The organism is Enterococcus sp. E5-162 (assembly GCF_035725965.1).
Taxonomy (GTDB): Bacteria; Bacillota; Bacilli; order Lactobacillales; family Enterococcaceae; genus Enterococcus_B; species Enterococcus_B lactis.
On sequence record NZ_JAPRFV010000004.1, the window covers coordinates 111,040 to 126,496 of the forward strand.

The following is a 15,457-nucleotide window of genomic DNA, read 5'->3' on the forward strand; positions in this document are numbered from 1 at the left end:
TTAAAGCTTAATCTATGAGGAATCAACCTTTTTACACAAAAAAACTGCGCGGAAAACCACGCAGTTTCATTCGGTATACTGTTTGCTCTTTCTATCTCTAGAACAAGTGATAGTATGACCGTTCATAAAATGACGAGACATGCGACAATCGTTAAGAAAGAAAAAGTTAAGCGTCGCATCGAATGTCAGTTTTATTCTTTTCTTTTGGCTCACTGACGAACCACCATTCGATTCCTATGGCATCATAGATTGTGAGTACTGTATGCTTTTTGTCCAAGAAGAAATCGACTGATAATTGCTGCAAGTGAGCAATCAGTCCTTCCATGCTTTCAGTATCAATCATGAATTTCAGAAAATCAAGTCCAATCACTTCATCTGTAGGCAAATCGATGGCACCACCACTTGCTTCTGTCAATCCAACATGGAAGTCTCCTTCATTCAATACATGGATGCCCTCTTCTTCATTATGTACCTTCAAACCAAGGACACGATTAAGAAATTGGCGTTCTTTTGCTAAATCAGTAACATTTAAATGGATTTTTTCAAAATAAGATCCTGCTGATAGTTTACTGAATTTTTCTTCAGATTTTCTTAACAACGCTTCTTGATCCATCGTCTCTGGAACTTCTCTTTGGTCATTCTTATTCTCTTCATGGTAAATTTCTAATTCATTCTCTTCTGGGTCTACGAGTAAAATCCCCATACGTCCATGATCTTCTAAAGCTTCTTTGATTGGATAATTCATTTTACGAATACGGCAAAGAATATCTGCCAGTTCTTCTGTGCTAGGGATAATCAATGAGAAACGGTTCAGCTTTTTGATCTTCCCCATGTGATCATTCGCTCTAGGACTTTCTTCCAGCAGCAACATTTCACTTCCAGCTTCTTCTGTTCCTAAAATGGCTAATTCGTTTTCTTCTCTTTTCAAATCAAAGCCAACAACGTTCTTGTAAAAATCAATCATTTTATCTCGGTCTTTCACCCGAATGGCTACACTTTTTAAATAGGTGGCAGCCCCCAATTGAAAATCTCTCATATTTCTTGCTCCCCTCTACGTCAAGCTTTATTTTAACGATGGATTCTTCTTCTTTCAAGCAATAACTTTGTTTTTGTTAAAAAAAGTGTGAGAAACTTCGCATTTTACTTGTTTTTTGTAAATAAATGAGTAAAAAACCACATGAAACTCATTTTCTTGAAATGTGCTTCATGCGGTAAAGAAAAATAATAAATTTGTACGTTTCTATGAAGCTTCTTCTTCAGAAAACTGACTGTTATAAAGATCTGCATAGAATCCGTCTTTTTCCATCAATGTATCGTGGTTTCCAGTTTCTACGATCGAACCATGATTCATCACAATAATGTTGTCTGCATCGCGTATTGTAGACAAGCGGTGAGCGACAACAAAACTTGTTCGGTTTTCCAATAGGCGGTTCATCGCTTTTTGAATCAGTATTTCTGTTCGTGTATCTACACTAGATGTTGCTTCATCAAGGATCAGGACATCCGGATTTGCTAAGAATGCCCGCGCAATAGTGATCAGCTGACGTTGCCCTTGCGAAATATTGCTTGCATCCTCGTTTAATACAGTGTTATATCCTTCTGGCAATTTACGAACAAAATCATCTACGTGAGCGGCTTTAGCAGCTTCAATGACTTGTTCATCTGTTGCATCGTCGTTCCCATATTTGATATTGTCATAGATACTTCCTGTAAACAGCCACGTATCTTGCAGTACCATTGAAAACTGTGCGCGCAATTCATCACGTGAAAGGTCACGGGTATCTACACCATCGTAACGAATACTGCCTCCAGAAACATCGTAGAACCGTTCAAGAAGGTTGATCAGTGTCGTCTTTCCTGCACCGGTTGGCCCTACAATAGCGACCATCTCACCAGGTTTGACATCCAAGTTGAAATCAGTCATTAGCAAGTTATCTGGTGTGTAGCCGAATTGAACATTTTCAAAACGAACTTTGTATGGTGTATCTTTTTCTTCTGGAAGGCCAGATTTTTCATTGGACATCTCTTCTTCATCCAACACTTCAAATACCCGTTCGGCTGAAGCAACCGTTGATTGGATAGTGTTCATCAAACTTGCAAGTTGAGTGATTGGTTGAGAGAACTGTGTCGTATATTGCAAGAATGCTTGAACATCCCCTAATGTCATGTTCCCATTTGCAACTTTTACTCCGCCTAGTACAGCGACGAACACATAGCCTAGATTTTTAACGAAATTCATCAACGGCATGATGATTGCCGAAATAAATTGAGCTTTCCAACCAGCGGCATACAGATTCTGATTTTCTTTTTCAAATACTTCCTGATCTTTTTCAGTATGATTGAATGTTTTAACGATCGTATGACCACCATATGTTTCTTCTACTTGGTTATTCAATAAACCTAAACTTTTTTGCTGATCTGCGAAAAACACTTGTGATCTTGACGCAACGACCATAACGATGATCAAGCTTAAAGGGATCATCAATAACGCGACTAACGTTAATTGCCAGCTGATTGAAAGCATCATCACGATGACCCCGATCAATGTGACTGCACTAGTTACAAATTGAGTCAAATTTTGTTGCAGCGTGCTTGCGATGTTATCCATATCATTGATTGCTCGAGACATGATATCGCCATTTGTATGTGTATCATAATAGGAAATCGGTACACGATTCATTTTGGCTTCCAAGTCATGACGCAACTCATAAACTGTCCGCTGTGAAACACGTGTCATAATAAACTGCTGTAAAAAGTTGAATACAGCTGAGATCAAATACATCACGATTACTGTTGCAATGATTTGCGCAATTTTATCAAAATCTATCGGAAATTTTGTTACTTGTTGCCCTTGTTGCATCTGTTGCGCGCCAGCCATTACACCTTTGAATATTTCTGTAGTTGCTTTCCCCAAAACTTTTGGTGTTTGGATTTGGAAAATCACGGCTGCTATTGCTAGTACAAATACAGCGATGATTGCAACCATACGTTTAGACATATAGCCAAACAATCGGCGTACTGTTCCCCAGAAATTTTTAGGCTTTTCCCCTTTTACACCGAGATTCCTGCCAGGTCCGCCGTGTCCTGGACCGCCTGCTGGTCCGTGAGAGGGACGTGTGTTTGTTTTACTCATGCTAAGTCCTCCTCTCTTAGTTGTGAATGAACGATTTCTTGATAAGTTTCATTTGTTGCCAATAGTTCTTCATGTGTTCCCTTGCCAACTAGTTTTCCTTCATCTAGCACAAGGATCATATCTGCATCCATTACTGTACTTACTCGTTGAGCAACTAAAACCGTGATACTTTCTTTCATATTCGTTTTCAATGCTTGGCGAAGATTGGCATCCGTTTTGAAATCCAATGCTGAGAAGGAATCATCAAACACATAAATGTCTGCTGTTTTGACTAATGCTCGTGCAATTGCTAGACGCTGTCTTTGTCCGCCGGAGAAGTTTCCTCCTCCTTGTTCCACATGGCTATCTAATCCATCTTCCATCTCTGAAACAAAATCTTTAGCTTGTGCGATTTCTAACGCTTTCCAAATCATTTCATCTGTTGCATCCGGCTTACCATACTGCATATTGTCTCGGATCGTTCCAGAGAAAAGAACTGCTTTTTGAGGAACAAAGCCCATTAGCTCCCGCAAATTATATTGAGTCATTTCACTGATGTCCGTTCCGTTTATTTGGATCGAACCAGATTCGATGTCATATAATCGGGGGATCAAATTGACTAAGGTCGTTTTACCTGAACCAGTTCCTCCTATGATTGCGACGATTTCGCCTGACTTAGCTTGAAAATCAATATCTTCCAATGCAAGTTTTTCTGCTCCATGATATCGATAATTGACATGATTGAAGGCCAATGTTGCTTCTTTTCCAGCAAAAGAAACGGTTTTAGGATTTTCAGGGTCATGGATACCGATTTTTTCATCCAACACCTCATTGATACGATCAGCTGAAGCTTGTGCACGAGGTACCATGATAAAAATAGCGGAAAGCATCATAAAGCTGATCAAGATCTGCATCGCATAAGTCATAAATGCAATCAGATTACCGACTTCCAAGGTCATATCTGCTATGTAGTGTCCACCAAACCAAGTGATTGCTACGTTTGTACCGCTCATGATCAATGTCATCATCGGCATCATCAATGCGACAATCGTATTAACTTTGATTGCTGTATTTGTATAATCTTTATTCGCTAAATCAAAACGATTTTCTTCAAAGCGTGTCTTATCGAATGCGCGGATGACTCTGACACCTGTCAACCCTTCTCGAAATACCAAGTTCAAACGGTCAGTTTTCTTTTGCATGCTTTTGAATAATGGAACAGCAAAATACATGATTCCACCAATCAAAATAATCATTACTGGGATGACGACTAAGAAGATTTTTGTCAACTGATGATCTTTTTGATAAGCAAGTATGCTTGCGCCAATCAGCGTGATTGGTGCATTGATCATCATACGTAAAAACATTTGTGTGACCATTTGGATTTGAGTCACATCATTGGTTGTTCTTGTGATCAAAGAGGCCGTTCCATATTTGTCAAACGCATCTTTTGTCAGGCTCTCTGATTTTTTATAGACATCCGTACGCAATTGCTTACCCAGTTTCTGTGATTCTCGAGTAGCAAAAAATGTATTTGCAATAGCAGCTAAGATACTGATCAAAGAAAAACCGATCATCACAAAACCTGTATGCCAAATATAATCGACATCTCCTTGCGCTACCCCTTTATCAATGATATTGGAGGTAAGTGTCGGCAAATATAAATCTGCCAGTACTTGGATCACCATGAAAACTGCAGCTGCAATTGCTGAAGTCAAGGAGATCCGTTTTACGATTTTTAGCATCTAGTTCCCTTCTTTCTATTTATATACTCCGTTTTTCAGCCAAGAAAGTTTCAAATTGAATTCACTGATTGCTTGCTCTACTGAGTAATCTTCAGATGTTGAAAATAAGCGATACGAATGCGCAATTGTTGTAAATACAGTATTCATCACTAATTGGATCAGTAATTCCAATTCATGATCATTTTTTACTTTCAGCTTCGTCCGATCAATCAATTCAAGCAACTCTTTTGCATCTTGTTTGTGTTCTTTATGTGGATCGTGAGGCGATTTTTGGCGACTCGTATGAGGAGCGACTTTTCTTGAGGCACGGTAATCCATGTTCATAAACAAGTTACGATAAAAAGAAGCATTCTCACCTTCCAAAATCTCATAAATCATTTTAGAAAAATAGGATTCGAATCCTTTGAATAGATCACCATCGGATTCTTTCATTAGTTGCAACATATCTTTAGAGCTGTCACGTCTCATTGTCTCAAAGTAATAAAAATAAAGATCCTCTTTATCTTCAAAATACTGATAGAAACTGCCTCTAGGGATATCCGCTAATTTGACGATATTAGCAATCGAGGCTTCTTTCAAAGGTACTCTAGAAAACTCGATTCTCGCCGCTTCAATTAACCTTTTTTGTTTTTCTTTCGGCAAATGGAAAAATGTCTGTGTCGGCATATGGATCCTCCTTTCTTCTAAGATGACACATTGTCATATGACGCTATGTCATTATAACACCTCCCACCTGTTTCGCAAGACATTTGCATAGTTTTTTTTCATTATTATCCGATACATTAAAAAAGTGATAAGAGGAATCCTTCCATTTGAATTAATGAGAGCTGCCCATTAAAATAGCCACATACTAAACAAAGGATGAGATAAATGGCCCAATCAATTAGTGTCCAAGACTTCAATAAATTGCCGCTCGATGCTGACAGCATCGTTTTAGATACAAGAAATACTTTAGATTACACAAAAAAACACTTAAGCCACTCGCTTTCTATCCCCGCTGCTATCTTGCCAAGACAATTAAAAAATCTAGATCCAAAAAAACTTTATTATATTCTAAGCTATACAGGCAGACGATCAGAAGCATTAGCCGATCAACTTACTGCTAGCGGATTTCGTGCTGTTTATATCATTGGTGGGATGGAAGCTCTTCAGTCAAGCGTTGCTTGAACATTGCTTGTTAGATTCAAAAGAGGCTGTGACAAAAATCGTGTCACAACCTCTTTTATATCCTGTCTTTTTTAGTTATTTATTCTTCAACCTTATCAATATGACTTGATAGCCTTTTCTTTTTCGAGTAAACTGATTTTGTTAGTCATAGTTATAACAATCATAGCAATAAAAGGAGAAGGTAAGCATATGGCATCTGTTTTAGTAGTCAAAGGTCATCCCCTAACTGCAGAAGAATCACGTACAGTTAAGGCGTTGACGTCTTTTTTAACAAGTTATAAAGAAACTCATCCAGATGATGAAGTGACTGTTTTGGAACTTTATCGCGATGATATTCCAGAAATCGATGAAGAATTATTATCAGGTTGGGAAGCATTACGTGCTGGTGCAGAATTCACTTCCTTATCAGAAAGTCAACAACAAAAAATCGCTCGTTTCAATGAATTGACAGAGCAGTTCCTTGCTGCTGATAAAATCGTTATCGCAAACGCCTTATGGAATCTAAATATCCCAACAAAATTAAAAGCTTGGTTCGATACTGTCAATGTAGCTGGAAAAACGTTCCGCTATACAGAAAACGGGCCAGAAGGATTAGTGACAGGTAAAAAAGCGCTGCACATCCAATCTAACGGCGGTGTATACAACGGACAAGACTTTGCCTCTCAATATGTAAAAGGTATTTTGAACTTTGTAGGCATCAATCAAGTAGATCAACTATTCATCGAAGGAATCGATTATGACCCTGACCGTGCAGATGAGTTGATGCAAAATGCATTAGATAAAGCTGCTGCTTTAGGTAAATCATTTTAAAATTGAGGTAAATGTATATAAAAGAGACAGAGGGAAAAATCTTCAAAGCAACATTTGTGCTTTGGAAATTTTCCTCTGTCTCTTTTTGTTATTCTTTCTGCTTTTTCAACGGATTTTCTTCATAAAGAGAAGAAATCGTTGTGTACCATTCAAAAACATGAGTAATCACTACTTTAGCTGCTGCATAAACAGGAATCCCTAAGATCACACCAACGATCCCAAACAATTTCCCTGACGTCAGCAGAACTAATAAGATCGTTACTGGATGGATTGCTAACTGATTTCCCAATACTAACGGAGAGATCAAGCGTCCTTCTATTGTCTGTTCTACTGCAAAAACGATTAGTACCTTGATGATCATGAATGGACCTGCCACAATAGCTAAAAAGATGGCTGGAATCATTGCTAAAAATGAACCTAAGTATGGGATCAGATTTAAGAACCCTGCAATGATCCCCAACGTGACAGCATATTCTAGACCAATGATTGCAAAACCAATCATAAACATGATTGCCACAGCAAAAGCCACAGTTAGTTGCCCTCTTATATATGAAGAAACTTGACTATTCATTTCACTCAGCACATTCAACGTCGGTTTTTGCATGCGCGTTGGTAAAAACTTGACGAAATAAGGGGCTAATCGCTTACCATCTTTCAATAAATAAAATAAGATAAACGGCATCGTCAGCAAAGCTACTAAAATAGTCGCTACCGCACCAACAAAACTCCCAAGACTCTGAACTGTACTCTTAGATATGTCTTGGATCATATCACCTGCTGAATTCATGAACTTATCACCTGCTGTTTCTAACTGTTCACGAAATTGGTTGAACAGCGGGTCTCTCAAGATCTCGGTCAATTTGTTATCGATCGTATCAACGTATTGAGGAAAGTTACTGATAAAGCTGACTGTTTGTTCCTGGATCTTAGGTATGATCACTACGCTTCCCCATACGATTAATGCAACGACCAAAACAAACAGCCCAATGATACTATAGAGCCTTGGTACTTTTCGCTTCTCAAAGTAATCAACTACCGGATTCATCAAGTAATACAAGATGCCTGCCAGAATAATAGGTAGTCCTACGATTGCTAAAAATTGCCAGATCGGTGCAAACAAATAAGAAACTTTTGTAAATAAAAAGACGATCAGCAATATTAACAATACAACAAGTAAAGCTGTGACCACTTGATTATTTAAAAACCAGCGCCAAAACCAAGACACCGGTCTGTTCTTCTTATTTTTCCCTTCCATAAGTCCTCCTGTTAGTTATAAATAATTTGGCTTCCCAAACCAATAGCAGGCAGTTCATGCGGATGGAGATAGATTCCGTTTGCAATTTGTCCTTCTTCTGGACAGGTATCAAAAATCAATGATACGTGAGCTACCGTCTCTAAATTTCCATTGGCCATCGGACCGACATAATCGATCGTATACGACTGATCATCAAAAGTAATCGTTCCGCCTGCTTTCAAAGAAAAAGGTTCGTCTTTCGACACCTCTTGAATCACCGAATATTTTCGCAAGGCAGCTGTTGCTGTTTTATCGAACAAAATCAGCATCGGTTCTTCCTTGTTTATTGCTTCTGTTCCAATTTCTGTAATCGTTGCCTGAATCATCGCACTCTCTCCTTTACTTGCTTTCAAAAACAGTATAACACATTCTCATTCTTTAGCCGTGGGGAATAATTATGTGATAGAATAAAAACGAAAACTATTTCATTACCATTAGGAGGAATCAGCTCATATGATCGAAAAGATAATTTTAGGAACCTATACACGCCGCGAAAGCAAAGGAATCTATACGATCGATCTTGATACAGAAAAAGAAGAATTATCCAGTCTTTCATTGGCTGTTGAAGAGAACAGCCCTACTTACCTAGCAAAAAGCAAAGCTGGCAATCTTTACACGGTTACCAGTGTAGACGGATTAGGTGGTGCCGGTGCGTACGACAAGGATTTTCATTTTTTGAATGCGGTAACAGAGTCTGGGGCTCCTTTATGTTATGTAGCGGTTGATGAAACACGGCAATTGCTCTATGGGGCCAACTACCATAAAGGCGAAGTAAATGTCTATCACCTATTAGGAGATGGCGAGCTGAAAGCAGCGGATTCAGTATTCCATCAAGAAGCGACAGGCCCTCATAAAAACCAAGATCATGCGCATGTCCATTATACGGATCTGACTCCTGACCAACGATTAGTCGTGTGTGATCTTGGTACAGATCGTGTGTATACTTATGATGTGTCCGAAAACGGCAAATTGAATCTTGTAACTACCTTCACTGCAGAACCAGGAACAGGCCCTCGCCATCTCGTCTTTCATCCGAATGGACAATTCGCCTATTTATTTGGTGAATTAGACAGCACAGTCCGAGTGCTTTCTTATGATAAAGAAACAGGTGATTTTGAAGAATTACAGAAAATATCGACCTTGCCAGAAGAATTCGACGGTGAAAATGGAGGGGCTGCTATTCGCATTTCCAATGATGGCAAGTTCCTTTACGCTTCTAATCGGGGACACAACTCGATTGCCGTATTCGCAGTTTCCGAAGATGGTTCTCACATCCAAAATAAACAAATCATCTCAACAGAAGGCGATTTCCCTCGCGATTTCGCACTAGATCCAAGCAATGGTTTTGTCGTATGTGCTAATCAGAATACCGATAATCTGACATTATACCGCCGTCATCCTGAAACAGGATTACTGGAATTATTGCAAAAAGATGTCTATGCACCAGAATGTGTCTGTGTTTATTTTGATCGTTAGCAAGAAAAGGAGAATAAAATGAATCAGCAAGACGTATTAGACAGGTTGCGGGAAGAACTGAATATTCCTTTCTTTGATGGGAAAATCGAAGATAAAGAGTATAGCGAAGAGGAATATCAGAAACTCAAAGCCGATTTACAGAACTACTTTGAACAATATGTACGGAATGTAGAAAACTAATCAACCTTCCATACTATCTGAAAAGGACATCAGCGCAAGACTTTTTCGTCTGTTCTGATGTCCTTTTCTATAAATAAAAAAACCGCCGAGTTGGTTAGACTCTGCGGAAAAGGAGTATTTACTCAATTTTGAGTAAGTACAAGGTTGTTGGTTATAGGTATGTTCTTATCATAAAGGATTTTGTTCACTCTATCATAAAGACAATATTACATTTATATTAGATAACTCTAGTTTTTATTGTCATCAAATTTTTCTTTTATTTTTTCAATAACAAATTAGTCATTTTTTGGATGGCAGCTGTCAATTGGTCAGTCGCTTGGTCTTGTTTTGCTTCAGATGTATTGAATAAATCTTTATCTACCCCTGACTCAAGATCAATACTTTGAATCATCTCTTCACAGCCTGCTACATATGAAAGATAAGCTTTTTCAAAATTTTTATGAATGCCCATTGCTTTTGCTGGTGGGCGCAATGTACTGACTTTCTTAAGCATTGCCCGATATTTTTTTGTTCCTTCTTCAAATAACTGGACGGTCTCTTCAAGAGTCGATCTGTCCAGTTCACTTGTTTTTCCTTCATCGATTGCGTTTCTGATCACTTCATATTTCGGATGCATTCCTTCTCCGATTGCTTCGGTTTCCTTGACGATTTGATCGATGGACTGCACATAATAGCCAATATTCGGTAACATATTTGTTTTCCTACTTTCTCCATTGTTGTTATTATTTATTCTACTTGTTTTTATCCTCAAATGACAAGTACTTGAAAAAATTTAATGGTTTCTATACAGCTCGCCATTCTTATTCGTGCTCAAAGAAACCATCTGCTAAACTATATTGTTTCCCTGCGACAATGTCATATTGGATCAATTGATATTCGTCGTAAATCTCTTGTTGCAAGCGATTGAATTGCGCTTCTTTATACCACTGTCCGTTTTGATAGTATAGTTCTCGTTCAAACGCCGGAAGTTCTTGTTCTAATGATAAAAGCAGCTGATAAAAACCATTCGTTGTCTGATTCGTCTGTTCCATTAGATTCGCTGCAAAATAAAAAGGACTGGTTATTGCATCTTGAGTCGTTTTCTTTTCTAATTTTCCTTTACTGTCAAACATCAAGAATTGTGTTTCATGCAACGTTTGTTTATCATTTTTGGCTTGGATGGTATCTGAATAGATCCCTGGCAGATGATCCCCCCAAAAAACAACTAGAGTCCTTCTAGAAAGATTCTTCAGTTCTTCCGTGAATTGCTTCAGAGCCGTGCTGCTATAGGAAATATCTTGCAGATAATTCTCTAAGTCAAGCGTCCCACTTCCATCTGAAATCTCTGCAGAATAGCCCAGTCTATCATACTTTCCATTGTAAGGCATATGTGTCTGCATCGTGACTAAATGAATGAACTGAGGTGTTTTTTCTTCCTTGAGAAGTGTCATTACTTCTTTGTAAGCTGACTCATCAGAAATATATGGATTATTCTCTATCGTATCCGTGTAGGTCATCGTACGCTCGCTGATGAACTGGTCAAATCCTAATGTCTGATAAACATCCTCTCTTTTATACATCGAAGTATTGTATGGATGGATCGCTGTCGTCTGGTATGATTGTGCGTTTAACGCTGAAACGATAGAAGGAAGCTGATCCATTTTTGGCACTAGCATCGTGTAAGGAGTGGTGAGTTGCGCATTAAACAACGCCATAGAAAAACCAGTCAATGCTTCGAATTCGATATTTGCTGTTCCACCGCCATAGTTTTGAGAAAGCATATTGCCACTATATGTTTGATCAGCTACTTCATAATAATCTGCCAATGGCTCACCAGATACTTCTATGCCGTTTAATCGACTAGGATCTGAGAAACTTTCACTCATTACGAACACGATGTTCGGCGACTCTTCCTCTACAGCTTTATTTTTTTCATCGGCTATCTTCTGGTATTTTTCAGTGATTTCTTTGATCTTTGCTTTCGAATATCCTTCAGGTTCATCCATTGGTTCTACCTTCAGATTGTACAAAAACCCACCGATAAAACCAGTGTTATAGTAGTTCATTTTCTGGCTGTAAGGTATCCATAGTGCCGTTTTATTATATGCTTTTCGCAACAAATTATCGGGATTGTTGAAATTACTGATATACCCTAGCAGTCCAATTGCCACAAGCAGTGTCGTTAATCGGATCAATTGGAATCGCCTTCCTTTTTTCAGGCTTCGAAACATGTACCAGCAGAACAATCCTAGCACGGTTCCTGCGGCAGCTAAGATCACTGTAAACAGCATAGTGCCGGTCATATCTTTCAGCAATCCGATTTCAGTGATCATCTTCAAATCGTCTGGATAAATCGGTTCTTGCCGATAACTCATTTTCATATAATTTGCAAAACCTAATACACCGATGGCTACGACATACGTAAGGGAACCTAAAGGGACAGATCCTGCTAGTGCAATCAGAAAAATAAGAATAATCAGCAAGACGAAACAGGCTAAGAAGAATTTTTCCGTATGCCAAGAAAAAGCAAATTTCAACGCAAGGTCTACGGATAGATCATTTTGACACCACTGCAAAAATAAATTACTAAAAACAACAAGAAAAAAGATACTGATGATCGCTACTGTTCCTTTTAAAATCTTTTTCTGTTTGGTTGAAAGTCTGCTTATATATCTTTTCAAATGCTTGCTCCTTCATTTCTATCAACAAAAGAATGTTGTTTCTCTTATTTTAGTTGTACGAAATTCGAAAGTAAAGAACGAAAAGAAGAATTAATGAAATCCAAATATTCTCTTTCTTTATGACCTTTCTGGTTTCTTTAATAAGCGGACTTTTCGTACTCCAGAAATTTTTTCTAGCTGTTGTTTCACTTGATTGAGCTGTTCAAAATCAGTACTGTCTATGTCAATCAATATGTAGACATGCTCATTCTTATGATTACGCGATATATCTGCGATCACTAGCTCGTTCTTATTCAGCAGAGAAAATATCTCTGCTAATATATTGGTTTTCTTTTGATAAAATATAGTGAATCGAAACGGCGCTTGGAAAAACATTCGTGCGGATGGATAATTGACCGCTTCTCTAACCGTACCGAACAAAAGATAATCTTTTAAGGCTTCAACTGCCAAACGTCCGCTGTCTGCCAAAGCTTCCTGAGTCGATCCCCCTAGATGAGGCAACATAAGTATACGGTCATTTTCTAAGAACTCTTCTTCTGGGAAATCAGTCACGTATTTGGCCAGATGTTGTTTTTCCAATGCTTGCATAACAGCATATTTATCAACGATTTCACTTCTTCCTACATTGATAAGTACAGCATCTTTTTTCATTTTTTCTATATTCGCCTGATTGATCAATCCTTTTGTATCTTCTGTCAACGGCAGCATGACTACGATGTAATCCGAGGTAGAAAGAACTGTTTCTAAATCTGCTTGCCGAACATAATCCAACTGGGCATCGCGGATAGAATAACCCAAGACATCCATCCCTAAGCCATAGCAACTTAGCGCTACTTTTGTGCCTATCGCGCCAAGACCAAGAAGACCGATGGTTTTGCCTTGCAATTCTCGTCCCACATAAGTACTTCTTTTGTTTTCTGCCTGTTCTAAAATATTAGGACCTGTTAGTGTTTGTACCATACGACTTGCTTCGATTATCGGACGGGAAGATAAGAGCAAACAGCACAAAACAAGCTCTTTTACTGCATTAGCATTTACGCCTGGTGTATTCATGACGATCGTCCCGTTTTCAGAAGCTTTTTCAACGTTGATCGTGTTCACCCCAACACCAGCTCTTGAAATTGCTAGCAAATCTGGTGTAAGCCATTCATCTTTCACTTTCGTACTACGAATGACTATTCCTTCGGCTGGCAAATCATCTATTATTTTGAAATATTCCCCTTGTAACTTTTCTATCTCTTGTTCTGGAATAGCATCAATCAAATGAACGTGATACATAAAACCCCCTCCTTACTAACAAGTATCTCGAAATTACTGCAATTAGACAACTGTTTACCATTTGACTTCCTAGAAGCGAAAATAGCAGCTAGAGCAGAGTAGGCTTAGCGATAAAAATAAGGCCATGGCAAGTTACTGCCATAAGCCTTATTTTTGAGAGCAAAATATTGTGGGTGAGATTTCTTGATAAATGGTGTTCAGTTAGCTAACATTGATAATAAGACAAAATTTCAAAAAAGTTGAAAAGCAAATTTCGTCAATCTCTTCTTTTTTCTTAAAACTAAGCGGCTTTTTCACAACCTCTTTTTATCTAATAACAACGGTTTCCAACTCAACTAATTTTGCCCATGTTTCAATTTGATCTGTTGTTAGATTTAGCGAGACAACGGTATGATGACCGCCACCTGCCTGAATCCATGAATGGACACCTTCATGGAAATTCGGTTTAGTTTTCCATAGCACACGTGCAACAGGCAAATTAGGTGCTTCAGTTGTGGGTTCAAAGGCTTCTACTTCATTGATCAGCAGTTTATAATGCGTACCGAAGTCTGCCATCGATACGACTACCCCTTCTCCTGCTTTCCCATCAAATACAAGACGCGCCGGATCTTCTCTATCTCCCATTGATAAAGGAGAAACAACGATTCTTGGTTTCGTCGCAGCAAGCGTCGGATCTACTTCCATCATATGGGATTCCAAGATTGCTTCTTGGCCACTAGCTAGCTCGTAAGTATAATCTTCCATGAATCCTGTATCTTTTCCTCGAGCCATGATTTTCAGCAACCGATCAATCGCTGCAGTTTTCCAGTCGCCTTCCCCAGCAAAACCGTATCCTTCTGCCATCAAACGTTGTACAGCTAGTCCAGGCAGTTGTTTCATTCCATAAAGGTCTTCAAAATTAGTCGTAAAAGCGTTATAGCCTCCTTCTTCTAAGAAACGGCGAATACCGATTTCCTGCTGAGCTTGTACTTTTACATGTTCTTCCCATGTCTTTTCTTCATAATCACCATAGTCGAAGGTATACAATTCCTTGTACTCTTCAAATAATTGTTCGACTTCTTCGTCTGATACGCGATCGATTACTTGTACAAGATCTCCGATACCAAAATAATCAACAGTCCAACCAAATTGAATCTGTGCTTCCACTTTGTCTCCTTCTGTGACACCCACGTTTCTCATGTTGTCACCAAAACGAGCCACTTTTATTCCAAAACTTTCATTATAGGCTACTGCAACATCCATCCAATCAGCAATCTCTTTTTGAATCTCAGGTCGTTTCCAGTAGCCAACGACGATTTTATTTTGTTTATTTAATCGAGCATTGATGAACCCATATTCGCGGTCACCATGAGCGGATTGATTTAAATTCATGAAATCCATATCGATCGTTTTCCAAGGAATGCTTTCGTTATATTGCGTAGCTAAATGAAGCAATGGTTTTTGTAGAAGCTTTGTCCCACGGATCCACATTTTTGCTGGTGAGAAAGTATGCATCCAAGTGATCACACCTGCTACTTCTTCTCGATAATTGACCTCTTTCATGATTTTTGTGATCGTGTCAGCGGTAACTGCTAATTCTTGAAGGCGGATAGGATAAGGCAATTGGCCGTTTTCATTCAATTCATCAACCATTTCTTGTGCATGTTTCTTTACTTCTCGCAGTGCTTCTTCCCCATATAAATGCTGTGATCCTACAACAAACCAAAATTCTTTTTCTCCAATATTCAACATAATT

Annotated in this window: 15 protein-coding genes; 5 read left to right on the plus strand and 10 right to left on the minus strand. The window is 38.6% G+C overall.

Going from position 1 to position 15,457, the window contains the following annotated elements; genetic code table 11:
• Positions 1–166: 166 nt before the first annotated feature.
• The 4 genes from OZZ83_RS05535 to OZZ83_RS05550 all read right to left on the minus strand — a co-directional run bounded on the left by OZZ83_RS05535 (position 167) and on the right by OZZ83_RS05550 (position 5,523).
• Complete coding sequence (locus OZZ83_RS05535; RefSeq protein ID WP_002310085.1) at positions 167–1,036, minus strand: VOC family protein; 870 nt, start codon at positions 1,034–1,036, stop codon at positions 167–169.
• A 204-nt stretch (positions 1,037–1,240) separates the two neighbouring features.
• Positions 1,241–3,133: an ABC transporter ATP-binding protein gene (locus OZZ83_RS05540; RefSeq protein WP_002310084.1), complete on the minus strand. Its 1,893-nt coding sequence runs from the start codon at positions 3,131–3,133 to the stop codon at positions 1,241–1,243.
• Positions 3,130–4,857 (minus strand): ABC transporter ATP-binding protein, encoded by a 1,728-nt coding sequence (locus OZZ83_RS05545; protein WP_002314103.1) that lies wholly within the window; start codon positions 4,855–4,857, stop codon positions 3,130–3,132. Before OZZ83_RS05545 ends, OZZ83_RS05540 begins: the two co-directional genes overlap by 4 nt.
• 15 nt (positions 4,858–4,872) lie before the next feature.
• The gene (locus OZZ83_RS05550) at positions 4,873–5,523 is read right to left on the minus strand and encodes a TetR/AcrR family transcriptional regulator (protein ID WP_002310082.1); all 651 of its coding nucleotides are present in this window, start codon (positions 5,521–5,523) and stop codon (positions 4,873–4,875) included.
• A gap of 204 nt (positions 5,524–5,727) precedes the next feature.
• Between OZZ83_RS05550 and OZZ83_RS05555 the strand changes: the two genes are divergently transcribed.
• A complete protein-coding gene (locus OZZ83_RS05555) occupies positions 5,728–6,024 on the plus strand; it encodes a rhodanese-like domain-containing protein (protein WP_002291478.1) in 297 nt (98 codons plus the stop codon).
• A gap of 189 nt (positions 6,025–6,213) precedes the next feature.
• Positions 6,214–6,834, plus strand: coding sequence for an NAD(P)H-dependent oxidoreductase (locus tag OZZ83_RS05560; RefSeq protein ID WP_002310081.1), 621 nt, complete (start codon positions 6,214–6,216; stop codon positions 6,832–6,834).
• A gap of 88 nt (positions 6,835–6,922) precedes the next feature.
• On the opposite strand, the gene OZZ83_RS05565 is transcribed toward OZZ83_RS05560, so the two are convergent.
• Both OZZ83_RS05565 and OZZ83_RS05570 read right to left on the minus strand, forming a co-directional pair.
• Positions 6,923–8,089, minus strand: coding sequence for an AI-2E family transporter (locus tag OZZ83_RS05565; protein ID WP_002291475.1), 1,167 nt, complete (start codon positions 8,087–8,089; stop codon positions 6,923–6,925).
• A gap of 11 nt (positions 8,090–8,100) precedes the next feature.
• Positions 8,101–8,454 carry a PTS glucitol/sorbitol transporter subunit IIA gene (locus tag OZZ83_RS05570; protein WP_002291472.1) on the minus strand — a complete coding sequence of 118 codons (354 nt, stop codon included), beginning with the start codon at positions 8,452–8,454 and terminating at the stop codon, positions 8,101–8,103.
• A gap of 127 nt (positions 8,455–8,581) precedes the next feature.
• Between OZZ83_RS05570 and OZZ83_RS05575 the strand changes: the two genes are divergently transcribed.
• Positions 8,582–9,604, plus strand: coding sequence for a lactonase family protein (locus tag OZZ83_RS05575; protein ID WP_002310080.1), 1,023 nt, complete (start codon positions 8,582–8,584; stop codon positions 9,602–9,604).
• Between the two features lie 18 nt (positions 9,605–9,622).
• On the plus strand, positions 9,623–9,784 hold the full coding sequence (locus OZZ83_RS05580; RefSeq protein ID WP_002310079.1) for a hypothetical protein: 162 nt from the start codon (positions 9,623–9,625) through the stop codon (positions 9,782–9,784).
• Between the two features lie 256 nt (positions 9,785–10,040).
• On the opposite strand, the gene OZZ83_RS05585 is transcribed toward OZZ83_RS05580, so the two are convergent.
• On the minus strand, positions 10,041–10,475 hold the full coding sequence (locus OZZ83_RS05585) for a hypothetical protein (protein ID WP_002310078.1): 435 nt from the start codon (positions 10,473–10,475) through the stop codon (positions 10,041–10,043).
• A 109-nt stretch (positions 10,476–10,584) separates the two neighbouring features.
• On the minus strand, positions 10,585–12,444 hold the full coding sequence (locus OZZ83_RS05590) for an LTA synthase family protein (protein WP_278023428.1): 1,860 nt from the start codon (positions 12,442–12,444) through the stop codon (positions 10,585–10,587).
• Here OZZ83_RS05590 and OZZ83_RS05595 point away from each other — a divergent pair, their 5' ends adjacent.
• The gene (locus OZZ83_RS05595; protein WP_002316803.1) at positions 12,445–12,567 is read left to right on the plus strand and encodes a hypothetical protein; all 123 of its coding nucleotides are present in this window, start codon (positions 12,445–12,447) and stop codon (positions 12,565–12,567) included. It abuts the gene before it with no gap.
• On the opposite strand, the gene OZZ83_RS05600 is transcribed toward OZZ83_RS05595, so the two are convergent.
• Positions 12,562–13,722, minus strand: coding sequence for an NAD(P)-dependent oxidoreductase (locus tag OZZ83_RS05600; RefSeq protein ID WP_002310075.1), 1,161 nt, complete (start codon positions 13,720–13,722; stop codon positions 12,562–12,564). The genes OZZ83_RS05595 and OZZ83_RS05600 overlap by 6 nt on opposite strands.
• Positions 13,723–14,028: 306 nt before the next feature.
• Entirely contained in the window at positions 14,029–15,453 is a 1,425-nt protein-coding gene (araA, locus tag OZZ83_RS05605; protein ID WP_002291462.1) for an L-arabinose isomerase, read from the minus strand.
• Positions 15,454–15,457 lie beyond the last annotated feature (4 nt).

What these genes read in the sequence shown, in the direction of transcription:
- OZZ83_RS05535 (WP_002310085.1), bottom strand. Translation starts at nt 1,036, where the DNA reads ATGAGAGATTTTCAATTGGGGGCTGCCACCTATTTAAAAAGTGTAGCC.
- OZZ83_RS05540 (WP_002310084.1), bottom strand. Translation starts at nt 3,133, where the DNA reads ATGAGTAAAACAAACACACGTCCCTCTCACGGACCAGCAGGCGGTCCA.
- OZZ83_RS05545 (WP_002314103.1), bottom strand. Translation starts at nt 4,857, where the DNA reads ATGCTAAAAATCGTAAAACGGATCTCCTTGACTTCAGCAATTGCAGCT.
- OZZ83_RS05550 (WP_002310082.1), bottom strand. Translation starts at nt 5,523, where the DNA reads ATGCCGACACAGACATTTTTCCATTTGCCGAAAGAAAAACAAAAAAGG.
- OZZ83_RS05555 (WP_002291478.1), top strand. Translation starts at nt 5,728, where the DNA reads ATGGCCCAATCAATTAGTGTCCAAGACTTCAATAAATTGCCGCTCGAT.
- OZZ83_RS05560 (WP_002310081.1), top strand. Translation starts at nt 6,214, where the DNA reads ATGGCATCTGTTTTAGTAGTCAAAGGTCATCCCCTAACTGCAGAAGAA.
- OZZ83_RS05565 (WP_002291475.1), bottom strand. Translation starts at nt 8,089, where the DNA reads ATGGAAGGGAAAAATAAGAAGAACAGACCGGTGTCTTGGTTTTGGCGC.
- OZZ83_RS05570 (WP_002291472.1), bottom strand. Translation starts at nt 8,454, where the DNA reads ATGATTCAGGCAACGATTACAGAAATTGGAACAGAAGCAATAAACAAG.
- OZZ83_RS05575 (WP_002310080.1), top strand. Translation starts at nt 8,582, where the DNA reads ATGATCGAAAAGATAATTTTAGGAACCTATACACGCCGCGAAAGCAAA.
- OZZ83_RS05580 (WP_002310079.1), top strand. Translation starts at nt 9,623, where the DNA reads ATGAATCAGCAAGACGTATTAGACAGGTTGCGGGAAGAACTGAATATT.
- OZZ83_RS05585 (WP_002310078.1), bottom strand. Translation starts at nt 10,475, where the DNA reads ATGTTACCGAATATTGGCTATTATGTGCAGTCCATCGATCAAATCGTC.
- OZZ83_RS05595 (WP_002316803.1), top strand. Translation starts at nt 12,445, where the DNA reads ATGCTTGCTCCTTCATTTCTATCAACAAAAGAATGTTGTTTCTCTTAT.
- OZZ83_RS05600 (WP_002310075.1), bottom strand. Translation starts at nt 13,722, where the DNA reads ATGTATCACGTTCATTTGATTGATGCTATTCCAGAACAAGAGATAGAA.
- araA (WP_002291462.1), bottom strand. Translation starts at nt 15,453, where the DNA reads ATGTTGAATATTGGAGAAAAAGAATTTTGGTTTGTTGTAGGATCACAG.